A 21460-nucleotide genomic window follows, 5' to 3' on the forward strand; every position below is an offset into this window, starting at 1 on the left:
CAGGCGGGGGCCGCTATCGATGTGGCGCAAGGCTGCCAGCGGCCCCCGCCTTCGCGGGGGCGACGACTATTTTATCCCTCGCCGCGCGCGATGTCCGCCAGCTCGCGCCCGCGATCGCGCGCCGCGCGCAGCACGTTGGTGAGCAGCGCGGCGAGCTGGCCGTCGCTGTCGAGTATGTCGAGCCCCGCCTGCGTCGTGCCGCCCTTGCTCGCGACCTGCGCGATCAATGTGCCGGGCTTTTCGCCGCTGTCGGCGAGCAGCGCGGTCGCGCCGCCGAAAGTCGCGGTCGCGAGCTTCAGCGCGTCCTCGGCCGACAGGCCGAGCCGCTCGCCGGCCGCCGCATAGGATTCGATCAGGCGAAAGACGAACGCGGGGCCGCTGCCGGTGAAGGCAGTGACCAGATCCATCGTCGTATCGTCGGGGAGCGCGACGACCGTGCCGAGCGGATCGAGCAGGCTGGCGATCGCCGCCTCGTCGGCGCTTCCGTGGCTGGCGACCGCCGACACGCCGGCGCCGATGCGCGCGGCGAGGTTGGGCAGGATGCGGACCTGTGCTCGCGCCGCCGGAAAGCGCGCCGCGAGGTCGGCGAGCGAAACGCCCGCCAGAATCGACAGGAGATGGGTTTCGCCCGTCACGACCTCGGCAAGCTCGCTCGCCACGTCGCCGAGTTGCTGCGGCTTCATGCCCAGCATGATCCACTCGGCGCCGCCGCCGGAGCCGAGCCATTCGGCGAGCGAGGCGAATTGCGCGATGCCCTCGCGCGGCGCAGCGAATGGGTCGACGATGGCAACCGCGGCCGGATCGAGCCCCGCTTTCAGCCAGCGACCCAGCATCGCGCCCGCCATATTGCCGCATCCCACCAGCAGCATCCGGCCGGCAAAATTCTTCAAACTCTTCGTCATGGTCCCTGGTTCTTCTTTGTTACCGGCAGCTGCTTTCGGGACCCGAGATCAGGTCGAGGCAGCGGCCATCGATCTTGTTTGCATCCACGGTCAAGCCGATCAGCGACGCGAGCGTCGGCATGATGTCCACCGTCATCACCGCATTGGGCTGTTCGAACGCGGCCATCCCCTTGCGCCAGAAGAGGATCGGCACGCGGCGGTCGTAATCCCACACCGAGCCGTGCGTCGCGACATAGCCGACACCCGATTCGGGGATCGGCGTAACTCGCGGCTTCAGCGCGATGATGAAGTCGCCCGACCGCTGCGGATTATAGGAGGCGCTGAGTTTGTCCATCAGCGTCCATGTATCGGGTGCGCGCTTCGAAATCGGATGCGCGCCCAATTCCTCGCGCGTCACCACCGCCTCGATCTGCGGATGCGCGCGCAGGCGCGGCAGCAGCTCGGCGAGCGCCGCCTTGCGCTGCGCCGCGGTCAGCGTCTTGGCGAAATAATAATCGCCGCCGTCGCCATACAGAATGGGCTGCGGCAGGCCGAGCTTTTCGGCGACCGCCTTGCCGATCGCTTCGGGATCGAGCGCCTTGTCGACACGCTGCGCATCGGGCCAGGCGTTCTGGCGGTTGCGCTCGGGCAAATCATGGCCGCCATGGTCGGCGGTCAGCGCGACGACATAGTCGATCCCGGTCGCGTCGAGCCGCGTGAAGAAATCGCCGAGCTCGCGGTCGAGCCCCGCCATCTGGATACACATCTCGCTGCCTTCGGTGCCGGTGCTGTGCCCGACATAGTCGGTCGCCGACAGGCCGACGATGAGGAGGTCAGTGCTGTCGCCTTCGCCCATCTTGCGTGCCTGACGGAGCGCGGCGGCGGTCGCGAGCACCGCCCCGTCGGCCTCGGGCGAGGCCATGAAGCGGCGGAAGTCGCCCGCATCGCGCGCCATCCGGCCGGTACCGACCGAGCCGCCCTTGTCGAGCGGGATCGCGATGTCGTGCGGCGCGCAGTCGGCGGGCAGCGTCAGCGCGGGGCGCGCCTGGCCGATCGCGGCAGCGATCGCGGCGCTCGCCTGCTGCGCGGTCGGCGACAGCGTGGTGCCGCGATAGCTGGTGAGGCCGGTGGGCACGAGCCACATCAGCTCGTCCGCCCGGCGTCCGCCCATCATGATCGCCGAACGGTCCTTGCCCGACACCGAGACGACCTGCGCCTTCGGATCGCGCGCCTTCATCAGGTCGCCGAGCGTCGGGACCAGCAGATGGTTCACCGACGGCGCATATTTGCCGCCGCCCGAACTGGTGTCCGCGACGGTTTCGTCCTCGGCGCAATAGATGCGCTTGTCCTCGCGCGCCGCCGACAGATCGAAATAATGATTGGCGACGATGCCCGTGTGCGCCGGATGGTTGCCGGTCAGGATCGTCGAATGGCCGGGGCAGGTTTCGGTCGCGCCATGCGCCTGATAGCCTGACGGGAAGACGATACCCGAAGCGAGGCGCGCGAGACCGCCGGTGAAGCGGCCGCGATATTCGGCGAACAGGTCGGCCGAAAACTGGTCGACCGCGATCATCACGATCAGTTTCGGCGCCGGGGTGGCCGCCGTCACCTTCTGCACCGGCGGCGGCGCATCCTGCGCGAGACCGTTTCCGGCGGCGGCAAGGCACAGCGCGGCGGCGAGGGTAGCGGACAGCGATTTCAGCTTCACGGGCGGCTTCTCCATAAGAGGTATGTCAGCGCGGGCTGTCCTCTCGACGAAAGCCGCCTATATGGCAAGCCTTCGAACGATCAACAGCTGCGGACGGGCCATGAATTTGCTGAGTGAGGCTTTTGTGACACGCATCGGGCGCGCACTGCTCGCCGTGCTGGCGCTGATCCTCGCCGCATTCGGTCCCGCGCACGCGCAATCGACGCATATCCAGCCGAAACTCGTCGCCGAATCGGCAGCTCCCGCGCCCGGCAGCGCGACGACGCTGGCGCTGACCATGACGCCCGACAAGACGTGGCACGGCTATTGGGTCAATGGCGGCGACGCGGGCTTCGGCCTGTCGGTCGAATGGAACGCGCCCGAGGGAGTGACGATCGCTCCCTTCCGCTACCCCGTTCCCGATGCGCTGATCCTCTTCGGCATGATGAACCATGTCTACGAGCATCCCTATGCGCTGCTCGCCGAGGTACAGATCGACAAGAGCATCGCGCCGGGCACCGACCTGACACTGTCGGGCGTCGCCAACTGGCTCGCCTGCACCGACAAGGTGTGCGTGCCCGAAAAGGCGGTGATCTCGGTCGCGCTGAAAGCAGGCGACGGGACGGTTTCCGAAGCATCGCGCGCGCGCTTCGACGGTTGGCGCGCGCTGCTTCCGCAGCCGCTCGACCGCCACGGCGCATGGGAACGGCGCGGCGACATGGTGCGCTTCGCCGTTCCCCTGCCCGCCAGCACCACGGTCGATACCCCGCATCTGTTCGTCGAGACGCAGGATGTCGTCGATTACGCCGCACCCCAGCAGTTCAGCCGTAACGGCGATCAGATCATCGTCGAAACGCGTGCCAAGGGCGAGAAGGCCGGGCCGGTGTCGGCGCTGCTGAAGCTCGGCGGCGGGCGCGGCCTGTCGCTTAAGCTCGAGCCCGGCACCGTGCCCGCCGCGGGCGAGGCGATCGCCGGCCCCGCGGACGGGATCGACGGGACGCTGTTCTGGACCGCGCTCGGCGGCGCGATCCTCGGCGGGCTGATCCTCAACCTGATGCCCTGCGTCTTTCCGATCCTCAGTCTCAAGGCGCTCAGTCTCGCGCGGTCGGGCGGCGACGCAAGGACCGCCAAGGTCGAGGCGCTCGCCTACACCGCCGGCGCGGTCATCACCGCGCTGCTGCTCGGCGGCGCGTTGCTCGCACTCCGCGCGGCGGGCGAACAGGTCGGCTGGGCCTTTCAGTTGCAGCATCCGGTCAGCGTGCTCGCGCTGCTGATCCTCGCGCTCGCGATCACGCTCAATCTGCTCGGATATTATGAATTGCCGTCGTTCGGCGGTGGACAAGCACTCGCCGAAAAGGGCGGCGCGGCGGGCGGCTTCTGGACCGGCGCGCTCGCCGCCTTCGTCGCCACCCCGTGCAGCGGGCCGTTGCTCGGCGCGGCGCTGGGCGCGACGCTGGTTCTGCCCGCATGGGCGGCACTGCCGATCTTCGGCGGATTGGGCCTCGGGCTCGCCCTGCCCTTCCTCGCCATCGGTTTCGTCCCCGCCTTGCGCCGCCGCCTGCCCAAGCCGGGTCCATGGATGGACCGCTTCCGCAAATGGATGGCGCTGCCGATGGGCCTCACCACGCTCGCGCTGGCATGGTTGCTGTGGCGCCAGCTCGGCAGCGGCGAGCAGCTTCTCTGGCCCAGCCTTGCCGTCGCGATGGCGCTGGTCCTGCTGACCCATTACGGTTCAATCCAGCGCGGCGACCGGCGCTCATGGCTGTTGATCGCCTCGGGCCTGCTCCTCGTCGTCAGCCTTGCAGGGACGGTGACCGAGGTTGTCGAGGCGGAGCGCAGCTTTGACGGCGCGGGCTCGACCTTCTCCCCCGACGCGCTCGTCAAGGCGCGCTCCACCGGCAAGCCCGTCTTCGTCTATTTCACTGCCGACTGGTGCCTGTCGTGCAAGGCGAACGAAGCCGGTGCGATCGATCGCGAGGCGGTGCAAAAAGCCTTCGACAAGGCGGGGGTCGTCACACTCGTCGGCGACTGGACGAACGGCGATCCGGTCATCACGCGCACGCTTGCCGAGCATGGCCGCAACAGCGTGCCGCTCTATCTTTGGTACGCACCCGGGGCGACGAAGCCTGAAATCCTGCCGCAGATCCTGACCCCGGGCCTGCTCACCGGCAAGGCGGACGGCTGATGGCAAAGCAGCGCGCCGACCAGTTGCTCGTCGATCGCGGTCTCGCCGAGAGCCGGACGCGTGCGCAGGCGCTGATCCTCGCCGGGCTCGCCTTCGTCGGCGACCGCAAGATCGACAAGGCGGGACAGCAGATCGCCGACGACGCCGAGGTCAGCGTCAAGGGCCGCGATCATCCGTGGGTGTCGCGCGGCGGGATCAAGCTCGATCATGCGCTCACCCATCTCGGCTGGGACGTGGCGGGCGCGGTCGCGATCGACGTCGGATCATCGACCGGCGGCTTCACCGACGTGCTGCTCAGCCGCGGCGCCGCGCGCGTCTATGCCGTCGATTCAGGCACCAACCAGCTCGCGTGGAAGCTGCGGCAGGATGCGCGCGTCATCGCCCACGAACAGACGAGCGCGCGCATCCTGACCGCCGACCATATCCCCGAGCCCGTCGACCTGATCGTCTGCGATGCGAGCTTCATCGCGCTGTCGAAGGTGCTGCCGGTGCCGATGGGCTTCGCGAAACCCGGCGCGCGCCTCGTCGCGCTGATCAAGCCGCAGTTCGAGGCCGAACGGCACGAAGTCGGCAAAAAGGGCGTCGTGCGCGACGCCGCCGTCCACGCCCGCGTGTGCGCCGAAGTTCGCGATTGGCTGACCGGCGAAGGCTGGGATGTCGCCGACATCGTCGAAAGCCCGATCACCGGCCCCGAGGGCAATGTCGAATTTCTGATCGCGGCAGTGAATCGTCGCGCTTGACGCTGCGCCGCACAATCGCGACACAAATGCAATGGATTCGCATATGGGGGATAGTGCGGACATGACCGAAATCGCAACGCCGAGCCAGCTTCGCATGTCCTATCTGCGCTGGGCGCTCGTCACCGTTCCGGCGATCGTGCTGATCGGCAGCCTGATGGGCCTCTTGTCGAACAGCGGCTACGGCAATCGCTGGTTCGCCGCGCTCGACCTGCCACCGATCACGCCGCCGGGCTGGGTCTTCGCCGCCGTCTGGCCGATCCTCTATATCTGCCTCGGCCTGTCGCTCGCGATGATCCTCCATGCGCGCGGCGCGAAGGGACGCGGCTTCGCGCTGCTGCTCTTCTTCGTCCAGCTCGTCGCCAATTTCGCCTGGTCGCCGCTCTTCTTCAGCCAGCATCAGGTGACGACCGCGCTCTATCTGATCATCTTCATCCTGATGGTGACGATCGCCACCGCCTTCGCCTTCGCCCCGATCCGCAAGGCGGCGGCGTGGCTGCTCGTCCCCTACATGGCCTGGCTCGCCTTCGCCGCGATCCTCAATTTCCAGATCGATCAGCGCAATCCCGCCGCCGAAACCCTTGTCCCCGCCGCCGCCAGCACCCAGATAGGGAGAAGGCAAGGGGATGACCCCCACTAAGGAATATCAGACATGCAGAGCGAAAACCGCTTTTTCGACGACCTCGCCAAGATGGTGAACGGCATTGCCGGGACCGTCGCGGGCGCCGGACGCGAAGCCGAAGCCGCGATGCGCGACCGCGCGAAGGAATGGGTCGGCCGCATGGATTTCGTCAGCCGCGAGGAGTTCGAGGCGGTGAAGCAGATGGCCGCCACCGCGCGCGCCGAAGCCGAAGCGCTGAAAGCGCGGCTCGACAAGCTCGAGGGTGCGACGAAGCCGGCGGCGGCATCGAAGGCCGCGGCGAAACCGGCCGCAGCGAAGCCCGCGGCGAAACCGGCCGTCAAGCCCGCGGCGCGCACTCCCAAGGCTGCGCCCAAAAAATGAGCGTCGCCCCCGCGCAGGCGGGGGCCGCTGTCGGCGTGGCGCAAGGTTGCCGGCGGCCCCCGCCTGCGCGGGGGCGACGGTGACTGCCGGACTCGCCAGCGTGGTCGGAACCCGCTAAAGGCCGCGCCTATGAGTGACGATCTTTACGACGACGATGACGGCCAGGACGCAGCGCCGATGGAGATGCTGGCGTCCTATTTCGCCGCGCACGACTGGCCGCACGAGATGGTCGGCGAGGACGAGATTGTTGCGACCGCGCAGGGCAGCTGGACGACCTATGAATTGCGCGCGGTGTGGCGCCCCGACGACGGGGTGATCCAGCTCCTCGCCTTTCCCGACATCCGCGTCGTCGAGGACAAGCGCGCCGTGGCGCACGAGGCGCTCGCGCTGATCAACGAGCAGCTCTGGCTCGGCCATTTCGAGCTCTGGTCGAACAGCGGCACCATCCTTTTCCGCCACGGCATGCTCGTCGGCGCCGATGCGGGGTTGTCGCTCGACCTGACCGAGACGCTGATCGAAAGCGCGATCGACGAATGCGAACGCTTCTATCCGGTGTTCCAGTTCGTGCTGTGGGGCGGCAAGAGTCCGGCCGAGGCGCTCGCCGCCTCGCTCATCGAAACGCGCGGCGAGGCCTGAGCCCGCCTCTTTCCCGTTCGCCCTGAGCTTGTCGAAGGGCCGTCCTTCCTTTCCACGTCGAGAAGAAGAACGGCCCTTCGACAAGCTCAGGGCGAGCAGATGTTGGACAAAAGAATTTACCGCTTCTCGAACTTCGTCAGCCCCGCACCCAATTCATTCGCCCCGATCACCAGCGGCTCGCCGCTCCAGTCGGCGACGAACACCGACCGGCGGTCGATGCCCGCGGGCAGGCTCGCGCGGTTGCCCTCGATGACGAGGCCGCGCGACGGATTCTTGCGCTCCTCGGCCGCGACGGCGATGAAGGCCGAATAATTTTCCTTGTCGCGGCCCTGCACGAACAGATTGTTCGTAATCCGACCGACCGAACCCGAGGGCAAGTCGATCATATAGTTGGTCGCCTTCCCCTGCGTGTCATCGAAGCTGTTGTCGTCAACGTCGACCTGGACCGCGCGCGTCTTCAGATAATGGCCGCCGCTGCCCTTTTCGAAGCGCGAGCGCGTGACGGCGACGCGGCCGTAGATGCCGGTGTAGACGCTGTGCGCGCAGCTCAAACCCCGGTCGCAGCGGCCGAGGCGCGAAAAGGTCGAACGGTCGATCGTCAGAGTCGCTTCCGGATCGTCGGCGGTCAATATGCCTTCCTCGCTGTTTCGGAACATCGCGTTGACGACGTCGAGATCGCTCGTTTCGAGCCGGATCCCCGCGCCATTGCCGTCGGGGACGCGCATGTTCTGGAAGACGACGCCGTCGACGCGTGCGCCATCGCCGCGCAGCACAAGCGCCGCCTTGCCCTCGCAGGTCACGCCGTCGAAGACAGCGCGGCCGGGCTCGGCGGCGACGAAGGCGATGCGTCCGGCGGTCTGCACCGCGCAGTCGCGGTGATAGCCGGGCGCGATGCGGATCGTCCCCTCGCCCTCGCCGATCGCGTCGACCGCATCCTGCAGCCGCGAAAAGCCGCGGCCGTCTATGCTGTAGGGCGCGCCGCCCGTCTGCGCCGGCAGCGGCGCGGACGCGAAGAGCAACGGCAGGGCGAGCAGCGGCAGCAGGGGCCGGCGAAGGATCGATTTGAACATGGTCCGCGCATAGCGATTTTCGCGGCGCAAGTCGTTGGCTAAGCTGGTTAATCGCGCGACTGTCCCGCTTTCGGACAGGCGCGGACACGTCCATTAACCGTCGCCCCCGCGAAGGCGGGGGCCGCAGTCGGCCTTGCGCAAGGTTGCCAGCGGCCCCCGCCTTCGCGGGGGCGACGAGTCTCAATCCAGATTGGGCCGCAGCCAGCGCGTCGCGGTCTCCAGGTCGACCCCGCGGCGTTGCGCATAATCCTCGAGCTGATCGCTCCCGATCCGCGCGACGCCGAAATACTGGCTTTCGGGATGCCCGAAATAGAAGCCGCTGACCGCCGCCGTCGGCAGCATCGCAAAGCTTTCGGTCAGCACCAGCCCGGCGTTTTCACCCGCCGCGAGCAGGTCGAACAGGATCGGCTTGAGGCTGTGATCGGGGCAGGCGGGATAGCCGGGAGCCGGGCGGATGCCGCGATATTGCTCCTTGATCAGCGCCTCGTTGGTCAGTTGCTCGCCGGGCGCATAGCCCCACAATTCGGTGCGGACATGCTGGTGCAGCCGCTCGGCGAAAGCCTCGGCAAAGCGGTCCGCGAGCGCCTTCAGCAAGATGTCCGAATAATCGTCCTTGTCGGCGCGGAAACGCTCCGAGTGCGGCTCGATGCCGTGGAGGCCGACCGCGAAGCCGCCGATCCAATCGCCCGCCGGATCGATGAAATCGGCGAGGCACATATTGGCGCGGTCGCGGCTCTTCTTGATCTGCTGGCGCAGGAAGGGGAGCGTCACATGGCGTTCCTCGTCGGCGAGGTGGATCGTGACGCTGTCGCCGTCGCGCGCGCAGGGCCAGAAGGCGCAGACGCCGCGCGCGGTGAGCCATTTCTCCGCGATCAGTCTGTCGAGCATCGCGTCGGCGTCAGCCTTCAATGCCTGCGCGGTTTCGCCGACCACCTCGTCGTCGAGGATCGACGGGTAAGTGCCGTGAAGTTCCCACGCGCGGAAGAAGGGCGTCCAGTCGAAGCACTCGCGCAGATCCTCGAGCGACCAGTCGTCGAAGCGGTGCAGCCCGGGCTGCAACGGCGGCGCGGGCTTGTCGCTGAGATAGGCGTCGTAATAGTTCGCGCGCGCCTCCTCGATGCTGAGCAGCACGCTCTGCCCCTTGCCCGCGCGCACGTCGCGAACATGGGCGTAATCCTCCTTATAGCCCTGGACATAGGCATCGCGCCCGGTGTCGCTGACGAGCGCCGTCGCGACGCCGACCGCGCGGCTCGCGTCGAGAACGTGGAGCACCGGGCCCTGATAGGCCGGGTCGATGCGGAGCGCGGTGTGGACCTTCGACGTCGTCGCGCCGCCGATGAGGAGCGGCATCGTCATGCCCGCGCGCTGCATCTCCTCGGCCACCGTCACCATCTCGTCGAGCGAGGGGGTGATCAGGCCCGACAGGCCGATCATGTCGGCGTCATTCTCGTTCGCCGCCTCGAGTATTTTCGACCAAGGCACCATCACGCCGAGATCGACGATCTCGAACCCGTTGCACTGAAGCACGACGCCGACGATATTCTTGCCGATGTCGTGGACGTCGCCCTTGACGGTCGCCATCACGACCTTGCCCTTGCCTTTCGCGCCCGGCTCCTTCGACGCTTCGATGAAAGGCAGAAGGTGCGCGACCGCCTTCTTCATCACGCGCGCCGATTTGACCACCTGCGGCAGGAACATCTTGCCCGATCCGAACAGGTCGCCGACGACGTTCATCCCGTCCATCAGCGGCCCTTCGATCACCTCGATCGGACGCGGCATCAAAAGGCGCATTTCCTCGGTATCGTCGACGATATGGGCGTCGATGCCCTTGACCAGCGCATGTTCGAGCCGCTTTTCGACCGCCCAGCCACGCCATTCCTCGGCCGCCTTTTCCTGCGCCGCGTTGGTGCCCTTATAGCGTTCGGCGAGCGCGATCAGCCGCTCGGTCGGGCTTTCGGCCTCGCCCTCGACCTTGCGGTTGAGGATGACGTCCTCGCAGGCATTGCGCAATTCAGGATCGATCGTGTCGTAGACGTCGAGCTGGCCCGCATTGACGATCGCCATGTCGAGTCCGGCCGGAATGGCATGATAGAGAAAAACGCTGTGCATCGCGCGGCGCACCGTCTCGTTACCGCGAAAACCGAAGGACAGATTGGAGAGGCCGCCCGAGAAATGCGCGTGCGGGCAGCGGACGCGGAGTTCCTTCACCGCCTCGATGAAGTCGACCGCATAATTGTCATGCTCTTCGAGCCCCGTCGCCACCGCGAAGATATTGGGGTCGAAGATGATGTCCTCGGCCGGGAAGCCGATGGTTATGAGCAGCTTGTAGGCGCGCTCGCAAATGTCGATCTTGCGGTCCTTGGTATCGGCCTGCCCGACCTCGTCGAACGCCATGACCACGACCGCGGCGCCATAGGCCATGCACTTTTTCGCATGGCTCAGAAACTGTTCTTCGCCTTCCTTCATGCTGATCGAATTGACGATCGGCTTGCCGGGAACGCATTTCAACCCCGCCTCGATCACGTCCCATTTCGAGCTGTCAATCATCACCGGCACGCGCGCGATGTCGGGCTCGGCCGCGATGAGCTTCAGAAAGGTCGTCATCGCATATTCGGCGTCGAGCAAGCCTTCGTCCATATTGACGTCGATGACCTGCGCGCCATTTTCGACCTGCTGGCGCGCGACTTCGACCGCCGCCGTATAGTCATCGGCGAGGATCAGTTTCTTGAACGCCGCGGAACCCGTGACGTTGGTGCGCTCGCCGATATTGACGAAGCTGGAAGAGGAGAGAGAGGCGGTCATTGATGGATCCGGGGGAAAGAGATCAGAGAGCGAGCGGGCGGGCGAGGACGCGGTCGTCGTAGAGCTTGCCCCCGACGTCGAACCGACGCGTCCCGAGGTCGGCGAAGCCCTGCTTGCGGTAGAAGGCGAGCGCGCGCTCGTTGCGGGCATAGACGCCGAGGAGCAGGCGGCGATGCCCCTGGGCGGCAGCGATAGCCTCCCGCATCAGCGCGGCGCCGAGACCGCTGCCGTGGAAGCGCGACAGCGAATAGATGCGCTTGAGCTCGATATCGCCCTCCTCCGCCACCGCAAGATCGGGGCTGGCGACGAGCGCGAAGCCAATCGGCGCGCCGCCCGGCTGCGCCTCGGCGAGCCACGCCCGCGCGCCCGACGCCAGATAGGCGCGATAGGCGGCCTCGCTATGCTGCGCGGCGCAATGGCCGGTGATCGCCGCGCCGTCGAGGATGCCGGCGAAGGTTTCGAGGAAGGTCGCGGCGCCGATCAGGGCGAGCGCAGCGACATCATCCTCTCCGGCCTCGCGAATCGTCCATGTCGGTCCTTCCCCCATCACGAAGCCGCCGCCATGGTGAAGGGCTCGAGCCCGGCGAGCCGGGTGCGCACCGGAACGGCGGGGACAGGCCGCGGCGCGAGGCCGTCGATCGCTTTCGCCATCGCCGCGATATGCGCGGGCGTCGAGCCGCAGCAGCCGCCGAGGATATTGACCTGTCCGTGCTCGGCCCATTCGCGCACGAGTTCCGCGGTCGTCTCGGGCAATTCGTCATATTCGCCGAGCTCGTTGGGCAAGCCCGCGTTCGGATAGACCATCACCAGCGCATCGGCGAGATCCGACAGCACTTTCACATGCGGGCGAAGCTGCGCCGCGCCGAACGAGCAGTTGAGCCCGATCGTCAGTGGCTTCGCATGGCGCACCGCATACCAGAAGGCCTCGACCGTGTGCCCCGACAGGTTGCGTCCCGACAGGTCGGTCAGCGTCATCGAGATCATCAGCGGCAGTTCGCGCCCGACCTTCGCTTCGGCCTCCAGCGTCGCGGCGATCCCCGCCTTGGCGTTGAGCGTATCGAAGATCGTCTCGATCAGGATGAAATCGGCGCCGCCTTCGGCCAGCGCGACCACCTGTTCGCGATAGACGTCCTTCAATTCGTCGAAGTCGATCTCGCGAAAGCCGGGGTTGTTGACGTCGGGCGACAGCGACAGCGTCTTGTTCGTCGGCCCGACCGCGCCCGCGACGAAGCGGCGGCGGCCATCGCGCGCCGCAAATTTGTCGGCGGCTTCGCGCCCCAGCCGCGCGCTCTCATGGTTGATGTCGGCGACCAGATGCTCGGCGCCATAATCGGCCTGGCTGATCCGGTTGGCGCTGAAGGTGTTGGTCGACACGATGTCCGACCCCGCCGCCAGATAGGCTTCGCCGATCGCGGTCACGACGTCGGGCCGGGTCAGCGCGAGAATATCATTGTTGCCCTTCTGGTCGTGAGACAGGCCCAGCGATCCCGCATAATCGGCTTCGACCAGCTTCCTGAGCTGAATCTGGGTGCCCCAGCCGCCATCGGTCAGCAGGATGCGCTCCTTGGCCGCCGCTGCAAGGGCTTCGCGTGCCCCCATTTTCAAATTGGCGCTCATGCTGCCTGATCCTTTGCGGTCGAAACCGGCCGCAGGCCCAGCAGATGGCAGATGGCATAGCTGAGCTCGGCGCGGTTGAGGGTGTAGAAATGGAAGTCGCGCACGCCGCCCGCATAGAGGCGGCGGCACATTTCGGCGGCGATCGTCGCCGCCACCAGCTGGCGCGCCGCGGGGTGATCGTCGAGACCGTCGAACAGCGACACCATCCAGGCCGGGATCGCGGTGCCGCACATATCGGCCATGCGCCGCGTCTGCGATACGTTCGACACCGGAAGGATGCCGGGGATGATCGGCGCATCGATCCCCGCCGCGGCCGCCGCGTCGCGAAAGCGCAGGAAGCTGTCGGGCGAGAAGAAGAATTGGGTGATCGCGCGCGTCGCCCCGGCGTCGAGCTTGCGCTTCAGATTGTCGAGGTCGGCTTGCGGGCAATCGGCGTCGGGATGCACTTCGGGATAAGCGGCGACCGAAATGTCGAACGGCGCGATCGCCTTCAGCCCGGCGACCAGTTCGATCGCATTGGCGTAGCCGTCCGGGTGCGGGCGATAGGGCAAGCCGCCGGGAACGTCGCCGCGCAGCGCGACGATATGGCGCACGCCCGCTTCCCAATAGGCCTGCGCGACCTCGTCGATTTCGGCGCGCGAGGCCTCGACGCAGGTCAGGTGCGCCGCGGGCGGCACGCGGCTTTCGGCGGCGATGCGCGCGACGGTCGCGTGGGTGCGCTCGCGCGTCGACCCGCCCGCGCCATAGGTGACCGACACGAAGCTGGGCGCCAGCGGCTCGAGCGTGCGGAACGTGTCCCACAGCTGCGCTTCCATCTTCTCGGTCTTCGGCGGGAAGAATTCGAAGCTGACGCCGATGTCGCCGTCGAGGTTGGCGAACAACGGCGTAGCCGCGGCGCGGCGCGCCTCCGCCAGCGAATTGAGGTTCGACGTCATGCCGCAAGCCTTTTATTTTGCCCGCCTTCGCTGGCGGGGGGTTGATCTTCATCGCTGCGACGGCGGCCGAGCCACAGCTTCACGGCCAGTTCCCCGCCTTCGAGCGTTTCGGTATTTTCAAGGAGCAGCCCCGCCGAGGCGAACCAGCCGCGAATCTGCGCGTCCGAAAAGCCGAGGCGCGCGTGCGCCGCGAGCGCGCGCAGTTCCTCATCCTCATGCGGCGCGAAATCGACGACGAGCAGATGACCGCCGCCGCGCAGCACGCGGCTCGCCTCGGCGATCACGCGGTCGGGCTCGTGCGCGAAATGGAGCGCCTGGTGGATGACGATGCTGTCGATGCTGGCGTCGGCGACCGGCAGGTCGAGGAAATCGCCCTGCAGCAGGTCGACGGGCACCGGCTGCCGCTCCAGCTTGGTGCGCGCGATACGCAGCATTTCGGGGCTCCGGTCGAGCGCGGTGATCCGCCGCGCGGTCGGCGCGAAAATCTCGGCCATCCGGCCGGTCCCGGTGCCGACGTCGAGCAGATGGCCCAGCCGGCGGTTGTGCATCATCGCCAGCATCGCGGCCTCGACTTCGCTCTCGGCGACATGGCGCGACCGGATCGCGTCCCATTCGGCCGCATGCTCGGCGAAATAGCGTTCGGCCGCGGCGGCGCGCTCGTCACGTACCGCCGCCAGCCGCCGCGCATCATGCGCGATGACGCGCGTCTCGCGCGCGGAAAAGGGCCATTTCTCGGCCTGGCCGATGATCTCGGCCACCGGCCCTTCGGCGGCGATGCGCAGGAAAACCCAGCTTCCCTCGCGCCGCCGTTCGACGATCCCCGCCTCGACGAGGATACGCACATGCCGCGAAACGCGCGGCTGGCTCTGATCGAGAACGATCGCGAGTTCGCCGATCGCAAGCTCCATCTCGCGCAGCAGCGCGACGACTCGCAGCCGCGTCGGATCCGCAAGAGCGCGGAAAATATCGATGAGCTCGCTCATGGACATACATATAAAGCTTTCTTTATATCCGGTCAACCGAGCGCCGCGCCCCGATTTTCCGCGGTGCGCGTCGTGGTCGTGAGCGGATTGCGACAAATGGCGGAGGCCAATCGCCACAAGGACGGTTGCACGCCATTTGGCGAGTGGGTAATTCTGCGCGCGATTGGCAATGTTCGGGATCGATCAGTTCCTGTGCCGGTCGATCAGTCCAAATTGAGAGGGGTATACCCACATGAAGAAATCGATCACTCTGTCGCTCGTCCTCGCCGCCTCGATGGGCCTCGCTGCTTGCGCCGAAAAGGCTGCCGACGACACGGCCGCCACGACCGAAGACGCAGCCGCGACCGTCGAAGGTGCCGCTGACGGCGCGATGGAAGCTGCCGAAGGCGCCGCCGACGCGACCGCCGCCGCCGCTGGCGAAGCCGGCGCCGCCGCCGACGCTGCGGCCGATGCCGCCGCTGCCGGCGACGCCGCCACCGCCACCGACAAGGCGGCCGAAGCTGCCGGCGCTGCCCAGGAAGCCGCCGACGCCGCCAAGGGCGCGATGGAAGAAGCCAAGAAGTAAGCTTCTTTCCGGCCTCTTCGGGGCCGAAGAAACAGGAAGGGGTCGACGGCTTGCCGGCGGCCCCTTTCCTTTTCGGGAGAGGCTTCGCAGCGCGGTTGCCAAGCCCCTGATCCCCGGTTAACTCTCTGCCCATGGCCGGCTCGCCCGGTCATTCATTCGAAAGGAATATCCATGCGCAAGATCATCATCGCCTCGATGGCCGCCGCGGCCTTCAGCCTCGCCGCCTGCTCGGAAAAGACGCAGGACGCCGCCGGCGAAACCGCCGACGCCATGGCTGACGACGCCGCCGCCGCGGGTGACGCCATGGCCGAAGGCGCGGCCGATGCCGCCGATGCGACCGCCGATGCCGCCGCCGACGCCGGTGCCGCGGTCGAAGGCGCCGCCGACGACGCAGGCAATGCCGTCGAAGGCGCGGTGAACGCCGCCGGCGCCGCCGCCGACAAGGCGGGCGACAAGATCGCCGAGGAAACCAAGAAGGCCGAAGCCAACGACAAGCAATAGTCGCCGGCACGCCCTTGGGCTGTCAAGGAGGGGGCTCCATCCGGACGGGTGGGGCCCTTTTCATAGGGAGCATATGATGCGAAACCTCGTGCTCGCCGTCCTGCTGGGCTTGCTCGCGACGGGATGCAGCCGCACCGACAATGAACCGGGTCCCGGCGGCGTGACCGTCAGCGAAGCCAAGGCGCTCGACGACGCCGCCGCGATGCTCGAAAGCCGCGACAGCGCACCCGCGGCCGATCAGCCGGCCGGAGAAACCGCCGAATAGCCTTCCCTTGCCGCGCTGCGAGGGATAAAAGATGCCGTTCCGCGACTGGCGCTGAAGATGGAGTTCCATCGGGGAACGGGACCGATGCGAGCCGCGCGCCTGGGTGATCCACGCCAGCGAAGGACCATCCGCATGACCGACACGACCACCATCGTCTTCCTGCTCTTTCCGGGCATCACCCAGCTCGATTTCACCGCGCCCGCGCAGGCGCTCTCCCGGATGCCCGGCGCCATATTATCGGGCGCGGCGGCGAACCTCGATCCGATCGCGACCGATAGCGGCTTCGCGATTCTGCCCACGCATGATTTCGCGAGCGCGCCGCAAGCCGATATTCTCTGCATCCCCGGCGGGCACGGCGTGACCGACGCGCTGAACGATCCGGCGACGATCGGCTTCATCGCGCGGCAGGCGGCGGGCGCCGCGTGGGTAACGAGCATATGCACCGGCGCCTTCCTGCTCGGCCGTGCCGGATTGCTTCGGGGCAAGCGCGCGACGACGCATTGGGGTTATACGCATCTCCTGCCGCTCGTCGGGGGGCGCCATGAAAACGCCCGGGTGGTCGAGGACGGCCAAGTCGTCACCAGCGGCGGTGTGACCTCGGGACTCGATTTCGCGCTGACCCTGATCGCGCGGATCAAGGGCGACGCGGTGGCGCAGGCGATCCAGCTCGCGATCGAATATGATCCCGCCCCGCCCTTTCCCGGCGGACACCCCGATCGCGCGCCGGAGGCGGTGACCGCGGGGCTGAAAGCGCGCGTCTACGACGCCGCGGCGGCGCGGATGGAGGCGGCGCTCACGATCCTTTGAATAAAGAGCATGTTCCCCCGCGAAGGCGGGGGCCCATCTCCTGTGGGCGCTATTCCGAACCCACCGGAGATGGGTCCCCGCCTTCGCGGGGACACACAGGCTGGTTCAACCGCAATCCGCCAGCGCGATCTCGTAGAGCTTCGCCCAATATTTGCCCGTGACGAAAAGGCGTTTCTTCTCCGCATCCCACGCGATGCCGTTGAGCACGCTGTCGGTGCCGCGCGCGCCAGCGTCGGCCTTCAGTCCCGACAGGTCGAGCAGCGAGGCGATGTTGCCGGTCGCGGGGTCGATGCGGACGATGAAATCGGTCATCCAGACGTTCGCCCAGACCTGCCCGTCGATCGTCTCCAACTCGTTGAGCATCGGGATCGGCCGGCCGGCGAAGCGCACCGTCACGCGCTTCCGCTCCGTCATCGTCGCCGGGTCGAAGAAACGCAGGTCGGGCGTGCCGTCGCTCAGCACCAGATCGTCCCCAACCATCGTCACGCCCCAGCCCTCGCCGTCATAGCTGAAGGTCCCGGTCGGCTTCAGATCCTCGATCGACCAGCGGTTGCCGACGCCGCCCTGCCAGGTGACGCCGATGATCTGATCGCCCCAACGCGTGATGCCCTCGCCGAACTGGTCGGCGGGCAATCTGGTTTCGGAGAGCGCCTTGCCGGTCCGAAGGTCGAGCCGAGCGACGCGCGATTTCCCATATTGGCCGGTGGCTTCGTAGATATGCCCGTCGTGCCAGAAGAGGCCCTGGGTGAAGCTGGTCGTGTCGTGCGGATAGCTCTGGACGATGCGGTAGCCGCAGCGTTCCACCGGCGGCGGGGCCGTAGTGGCCGCGCCGGGTTCGGCGAGGAGCGCGAGGGCAAGGAAGAACATCATCGCCGCCCTAGCTATGCCGCATCGCCTGAACTGACAATGACGGAACCGCCGTGCCCCTGCGAAGGCAGGGGCCCATCTCCGGACGGCGGGTTTCCGCGCGACCGGCGGATGAAAAGGCGACGGCAGGAGATGGGCCCCTGCCTTCGCAGGGGCCCGGAAAGAAAAGGGCCGGAGGATCGCTCCCCCGGCCCCGTTTCTCGTTGGCTGAGCGCCGAACGGTACGGACTTAAAAGTCCATGCCGCCCATGCCGCCCATGCCGCCGCCGCCCATCGGCATCGCCGGCTTGTCTTCGGGAAGCTCGCTGACCGCCGCTTCGGTGGTGATCAGCAGGCCCGACACCGACGCGGCGTCCTGAAGCGCGGTGCGCACGACCTTGGTCGGGTCGATGACGCCGGCGGCCTTGAGGTTCTCATAGACGTCGGTCGCGGCGTTGAAGCCCTGCTCCTGGTTGTTTTCGCGCAGCAGGTTGCCAGCGACAACCGCACCGTCGTGGCCGGCGTTGGCCGCGATCTGGCGCAGCGGCGCTTCGATCGCCTTGCGGACGATGTCGATGCCGCGGGTCTGGTCGTCGTTGGCGCCCTTCAGCCCGTCGAGAGCCTTGGTCGCATAGAGGAGCGCGGTGCCGCCACCGGGGACGATGCCTTCCTCGACCGCAGCGCGGGTCGCGTGCAGCGCGTCGTCGACGCGGTCCTTGCGTTCCTTGACCTCGACCTCGGTCGCACCGCCGACCTTGATCACCGCAACGCCGCCGGCGAGCTTCGCCAGACGTTCCTGCAGCTTTTCGCGGTCATAGTCGCTGGTCGTGGTTTCGATCTGCGCGCGGATCTGTTCGACGCGGCCCTTGATCGCCTCGGCTTCACCCGCACCGTCGACGATAGTGGTGTTGTCCTTGTCGATGGTGACGCGCTTCGCCTGGCCGAGCATGTTCAGCGTGACCGACTCGAGCTTGATGCCCAGGTCTTCGCTGATCATTTCGCCGGCGGTCAGGATCGCGATGTCCTGCAGCATCGCCTTGCGGCGATCGCCGAAGCCCGGCGCCTTGACGGCCGCGACCTTCAGGCCGCCGCGCAGACGGTTGACGACGAGGGTCGCGAGCGCTTCGCCTTCGATGTCCTCGGCGATGATCAGGAGCGGACGGCCCGACTGCACCACGGCTTCGAGGATCGGCAGCATCGACTGGAGGTTCGACAGCTTCTTCTCGAAGATCAGGATGTAGGGATCGGCGAGCTCGACGATCATCTTTTCCGGGTTGGTGATGAAGTAAGGCGACAGGTAGCCGCGGTCGAACTGCATGCCTTCGACGACGTCGAGTTCGAATTCGAGGCCCTTGGCTTCCTCGACGGTGATCACGCCTTCCTTGCCGACCTTGTCCATCGCGTCGGCGATGATCTTGCCGATGGATTCGTCGCTGTTGGCCGAGATCGAGCCAACCTGGGCGATTTCCTTGCTGGTGGTGACCGGCTTGGATTGCTTGGCCAGTTCAGCCACGGCGGCGGACACGGCCTTGTCGATGCCGCGCTTCAGGTCCATCGGGTTCATGCCGGCGGCGACCGACTTCATGCCTTCGCGAACGATCGCCTGCGCGAGAACGGTCGCGGTGGTGGTGCCGTCACCGGCCTTGTCGTTCGCCTTCGAGGCGACTTCGCGCAGCATCTGCGCGCCCATATTCTCGAACTTGTCCTTGAGTTCGATTTCCTTGGCGACGCTGACGCCGTCCTTGGTGATGCGGGGCGCGCCGAAGCTCTTGTCGATCACGACGTTGCGGCCCTTGGGGCCCAGCGTGACCTTGACGGCGTCGGCGAGGATGTCGACGCCCTTCAGGATGCGCTCGCGCGCGTCGCGCGAAAATTTAACGTCCTTGGCAGCCATTGGCTCATTCCTTTCAAAGGCGCAGAAAACTGCGCAACTTCACTCTCAATTCGACGGATGGACTCAGGCGATGACGCCGAGGATGTCCGATTCCTTCATGATCAGCAGCTCTTCGCCGTCGACCTTGACTTCGGTGCCCGACCATTTGCCGAACAGGATGCGGTCGCCGGCCTTGACGTCGAGCGGGGTGACCTTGCCGTCGTCGGCGCGGGTGCCCGAACCGACCGAGACGACTTCGCCTTCCTGCGGCTTTTCCTTGGCGGTGTCGGGGATGATGATGCCGCCGGCCGTCTTTTCTTCGGCTTCGATACGGCGGACGAGCACGCGGTCGTGCAGCGGACGAAATTGCATGGATATCCCTCCAAAAGTGCAATGGATGTCGCTTAGCACTCACAGGGCGCGAGTGCTAACAGGCGGGCATATGGGTGGGAGTCCGATGGGCGTCAAGCGGCCCGGATCAAGTTTTTTGCGTCAGGCCGGAAGCAGCCCCAGCCGCGCGCGCATCCGCCAGCGCATGATCAGCAGCGCGGCCACCACGACCAGCCCGACGGCAAGGCCGATCCATACGCCCACGCCCGCAAGCGGCGTCCAGAAACCGAGGTAGATCGCCGTGCCATAGCCGGCGATCCAATAGCCGCAGATCGCGATGATCATCGGCGTGCGCGTGTCCTGCAGCCCGCGCAGCACGCCGGCGGCCACCGCCTGCGCGCCGTCGAAGAGCTGGAAGGCCGCCGCGACGACGAGGAACTGCATCGCGAAACCGACCATCGCCGCGTTGCGCGCCGCATCGACGTCGACATAGATCGACAGCACGAGCGACGGGAACAGCCAGATCAGCACCGCCATCGCCGCCATGAACCCGACACCGAGCGCGAGCGAAGCGAAGCCCGCGTGGCCGATCGCGCGGTGATCGCGCGCGCCATAGGCGAGCCCGACGCGGATCGTCGATGCCTGCGCGACGCCGAAGGGAATCTGAAAGGTCAGCGCGGCGACCTGCAGCGCGATCGTATGGCCCGCCAGCTCGGCCTCGCCGATGCGGCCCATCAGGAAGGCGGCGCCGGTGAACAGCCCGGCTTCGGCAAGGATCGTCAGGCCGATCGGCGTGCCGATGCGCAGCATCTCGACGAAGCGCGACCATTCGCTGCGCCACAAATTGCCGAACAGGTGGTAACGCCGCAGCCGCCGGTCGGTCTGGATGACGACGATATAGGCGACCAGCATCAGCGTGCTCGTGAGCACGCTCGAGATTGCCGAGCCGTGGAGACCGAGCGCGGGCATGCCGAGATGACCGAAGACGAGCGTCCAGTTGCCGAGCGCGTTGACGAAGAGCGCGCCGAAGGTGATCGCCGTTGCAATGGCCGGCCGGCCGAGCGCCGACACGAAGATGCGCAGCACCGCCGCGGCGATCATCGGGAACAGACCCCACATCAGGATGAGCAGGAACGAGGCGGCGCGCGCCGAGGTTTCGGGCGGCTGCCCCGTCGCGCGCATGATCGGCCCGCCCGCGGCGCAAATGCCCATGAAGAGCAGCGAGAGGAGCGCGGAGAGCCACAGCGCCATGCGCACCGTGCGCCGCACCTCGCGCACCGCATGTTTGCGGCGGCCGAGCTCGGCGGCGATCAGCGGCGCCGACGCGCCGATCAGCCCGGTGCCGGTCCACAGCAGCAGGCCGAAGATCGCGACGCCGAGCGAGGAAGCGGCGAGCGCGGCGTCGCCGAGCCGCGCGACGAAGATCACGTCGATCGCGTGGACAAGCATCTGCAACAGGTTCGCGGCCGCCAGCGGCACGGCAAGCGCCAGCGTCGCGCGGAATTCGGCGCGAAGACCCTGCGGCATATCCGCGGTCAAGGGGGCGGCCCGTTGCAGCATAGCCGGCCCGGATAGGCGCGCGAATGTTACGGTTCAAGTACGGCGGAGCGGCGACGGTTCATTTGTGGTTGGGGGTGGCAGAATGGCAACAGCGGCCACCATCCCTCATCGTCACCCCGGACTTGATCGGCGATTATCTTCGACATCCGTAACGCTCCTTTCCTTCGTCATTGCGAG

The 21460-nt window shown here is 67.0% G+C and carries 21 protein-coding genes and 1 riboswitch; of the genes, 9 read left to right on the plus strand and 12 right to left on the minus strand.

What is annotated here, in order from left to right; all coding sequences use genetic code 11:
- Positions 1–71: 71 nt before the first annotated feature.
- Both QZL87_RS14430 and QZL87_RS14435 read right to left on the minus strand, forming a co-directional pair.
- Positions 72–902 carry a pyrroline-5-carboxylate reductase gene (locus tag QZL87_RS14430; RefSeq protein ID WP_295320647.1) on the minus strand — a complete coding sequence of 277 codons (831 nt, stop codon included), beginning with the start codon at positions 900–902 and terminating at the stop codon, positions 72–74.
- 19 nt (positions 903–921) lie between these two features.
- Positions 922–2604: an alkaline phosphatase family protein gene (locus tag QZL87_RS14435; protein WP_295320649.1), complete on the minus strand. Its 1683-nt coding sequence runs from the start codon at positions 2602–2604 to the stop codon at positions 922–924.
- 85 nt (positions 2605–2689) lie between these two features.
- Between QZL87_RS14435 and QZL87_RS14440 the strand changes: the two genes are divergently transcribed.
- From QZL87_RS14440 to QZL87_RS14460, 5 genes are all read left to right on the plus strand, one after another.
- A complete protein-coding gene (locus QZL87_RS14440; protein WP_295320652.1) occupies positions 2690–4753 on the plus strand; it encodes a thioredoxin family protein in 2064 nt (687 codons plus the stop codon).
- On the plus strand, positions 4753–5493 hold the full coding sequence (locus QZL87_RS14445) for a TlyA family RNA methyltransferase (protein WP_295320654.1): 741 nt from the start codon (positions 4753–4755) through the stop codon (positions 5491–5493). The genes QZL87_RS14440 and QZL87_RS14445 overlap by 1 nt, the downstream gene beginning before the upstream one ends.
- A gap of 61 nt (positions 5494–5554) precedes the next feature.
- On the plus strand, positions 5555–6130 hold the full coding sequence (locus QZL87_RS14450; RefSeq protein WP_295320656.1) for a TspO/MBR family protein: 576 nt from the start codon (positions 5555–5557) through the stop codon (positions 6128–6130).
- 12 nt (positions 6131–6142) lie between these two features.
- Positions 6143–6493: an accessory factor UbiK family protein gene (locus QZL87_RS14455; protein WP_295320658.1), complete on the plus strand. Its 351-nt coding sequence runs from the start codon at positions 6143–6145 to the stop codon at positions 6491–6493.
- A 129-nt stretch (positions 6494–6622) separates the two neighbouring features.
- A complete protein-coding gene (locus QZL87_RS14460; protein ID WP_295320660.1) occupies positions 6623–7129 on the plus strand; it encodes a YbjN domain-containing protein in 507 nt (168 codons plus the stop codon).
- A gap of 116 nt (positions 7130–7245) precedes the next feature.
- On the opposite strand, the gene QZL87_RS14465 is transcribed toward QZL87_RS14460, so the two are convergent.
- The 6 genes from QZL87_RS14465 to QZL87_RS14490 form a co-directional block, all read right to left on the minus strand.
- On the minus strand, positions 7246–8199 hold the full coding sequence (locus QZL87_RS14465; protein ID WP_295320661.1) for a right-handed parallel beta-helix repeat-containing protein: 954 nt from the start codon (positions 8197–8199) through the stop codon (positions 7246–7248).
- A gap of 180 nt (positions 8200–8379) precedes the next feature.
- Complete coding sequence (gene metH / locus QZL87_RS14470) at positions 8380–11001, minus strand: methionine synthase (protein WP_295320663.1); 2622 nt, start codon at positions 10999–11001, stop codon at positions 8380–8382.
- 22 nt (positions 11002–11023) lie between these two features.
- Positions 11024–11548 carry an N-acetyltransferase gene (locus tag QZL87_RS14475; RefSeq protein WP_295326944.1) on the minus strand — a complete coding sequence of 175 codons (525 nt, stop codon included), beginning with the start codon at positions 11546–11548 and terminating at the stop codon, positions 11024–11026.
- Entirely contained in the window at positions 11548–12600 is a 1053-nt protein-coding gene (locus tag QZL87_RS14480; protein ID WP_295326948.1) for a homocysteine S-methyltransferase family protein, read from the minus strand. Before QZL87_RS14480 ends, QZL87_RS14475 begins: the two co-directional genes overlap by 1 nt.
- 14 nt (positions 12601–12614) lie before the next feature.
- A complete protein-coding gene (metF, locus tag QZL87_RS14485) occupies positions 12615–13553 on the minus strand; it encodes a methylenetetrahydrofolate reductase (RefSeq protein ID WP_295320665.1) in 939 nt (312 codons plus the stop codon).
- Positions 13550–14536 carry a metalloregulator ArsR/SmtB family transcription factor gene (locus QZL87_RS14490; protein WP_295320667.1) on the minus strand — a complete coding sequence of 329 codons (987 nt, stop codon included), beginning with the start codon at positions 14534–14536 and terminating at the stop codon, positions 13550–13552. Before QZL87_RS14490 ends, metF begins: the two co-directional genes overlap by 4 nt.
- A gap of 232 nt (positions 14537–14768) precedes the next feature.
- Here QZL87_RS14490 and QZL87_RS14495 point away from each other — a divergent pair, with 232 nt between their 5' ends.
- The 4 genes from QZL87_RS14495 to QZL87_RS14510 all read left to right on the plus strand — a co-directional run bounded on the left by QZL87_RS14495 (position 14769) and on the right by QZL87_RS14510 (position 16674).
- Positions 14769–15101, plus strand: a complete 333-nt coding sequence (locus tag QZL87_RS14495; RefSeq protein ID WP_167922069.1) for a hypothetical protein — start codon at positions 14769–14771, stop codon at positions 15099–15101.
- A gap of 171 nt (positions 15102–15272) precedes the next feature.
- Entirely contained in the window at positions 15273–15602 is a 330-nt protein-coding gene (locus tag QZL87_RS14500; protein WP_295320669.1) for an entericidin EcnAB, read from the plus strand.
- Positions 15603–15675: 73 nt separating this feature from the next.
- Positions 15676–15867, plus strand: a complete 192-nt coding sequence (locus tag QZL87_RS14505) for a hypothetical protein (RefSeq protein WP_295320672.1) — start codon at positions 15676–15678, stop codon at positions 15865–15867.
- Between the two features lie 31 nt (positions 15868–15898).
- A riboswitch (ZMP/ZTP riboswitch) is annotated at positions 15899–15979 on the plus strand.
- 20 nt (positions 15980–15999) lie between these two features.
- Positions 16000–16674 (plus strand): DJ-1/PfpI family protein, encoded by a 675-nt coding sequence (locus QZL87_RS14510; protein ID WP_295320674.1) that lies wholly within the window; start codon positions 16000–16002, stop codon positions 16672–16674.
- Positions 16675–16779: 105 nt separating this feature from the next.
- On the opposite strand, the gene QZL87_RS14515 is transcribed toward QZL87_RS14510, so the two are convergent.
- From QZL87_RS14515 to QZL87_RS14530, 4 genes are all read right to left on the minus strand, one after another.
- The gene (locus QZL87_RS14515) at positions 16780–17541 is read right to left on the minus strand and encodes a glutaminyl-peptide cyclotransferase (RefSeq protein ID WP_295320677.1); all 762 of its coding nucleotides are present in this window, start codon (positions 17539–17541) and stop codon (positions 16780–16782) included.
- Between the two features lie 229 nt (positions 17542–17770).
- Positions 17771–19414, minus strand: a complete 1644-nt coding sequence (gene groL, locus QZL87_RS14520; protein ID WP_295320679.1) for a chaperonin GroEL — start codon at positions 19412–19414, stop codon at positions 17771–17773.
- 63 nt (positions 19415–19477) lie between these two features.
- Positions 19478–19765 carry a co-chaperone GroES gene (gene groES / locus QZL87_RS14525; RefSeq protein WP_037554105.1) on the minus strand — a complete coding sequence of 96 codons (288 nt, stop codon included), beginning with the start codon at positions 19763–19765 and terminating at the stop codon, positions 19478–19480.
- 120 nt (positions 19766–19885) lie between these two features.
- Positions 19886–21250, minus strand: coding sequence for an MATE family efflux transporter (locus QZL87_RS14530; RefSeq protein ID WP_295320681.1), 1365 nt, complete (start codon positions 21248–21250; stop codon positions 19886–19888).
- Positions 21251–21460: the final 210 nt, after the last annotated feature.

It is taken from the genome of uncultured Sphingopyxis sp. (genome assembly GCF_900078365.1).
In the GTDB taxonomy this organism is placed as follows: Bacteria; Pseudomonadota; Alphaproteobacteria; order Sphingomonadales; family Sphingomonadaceae; genus Sphingopyxis.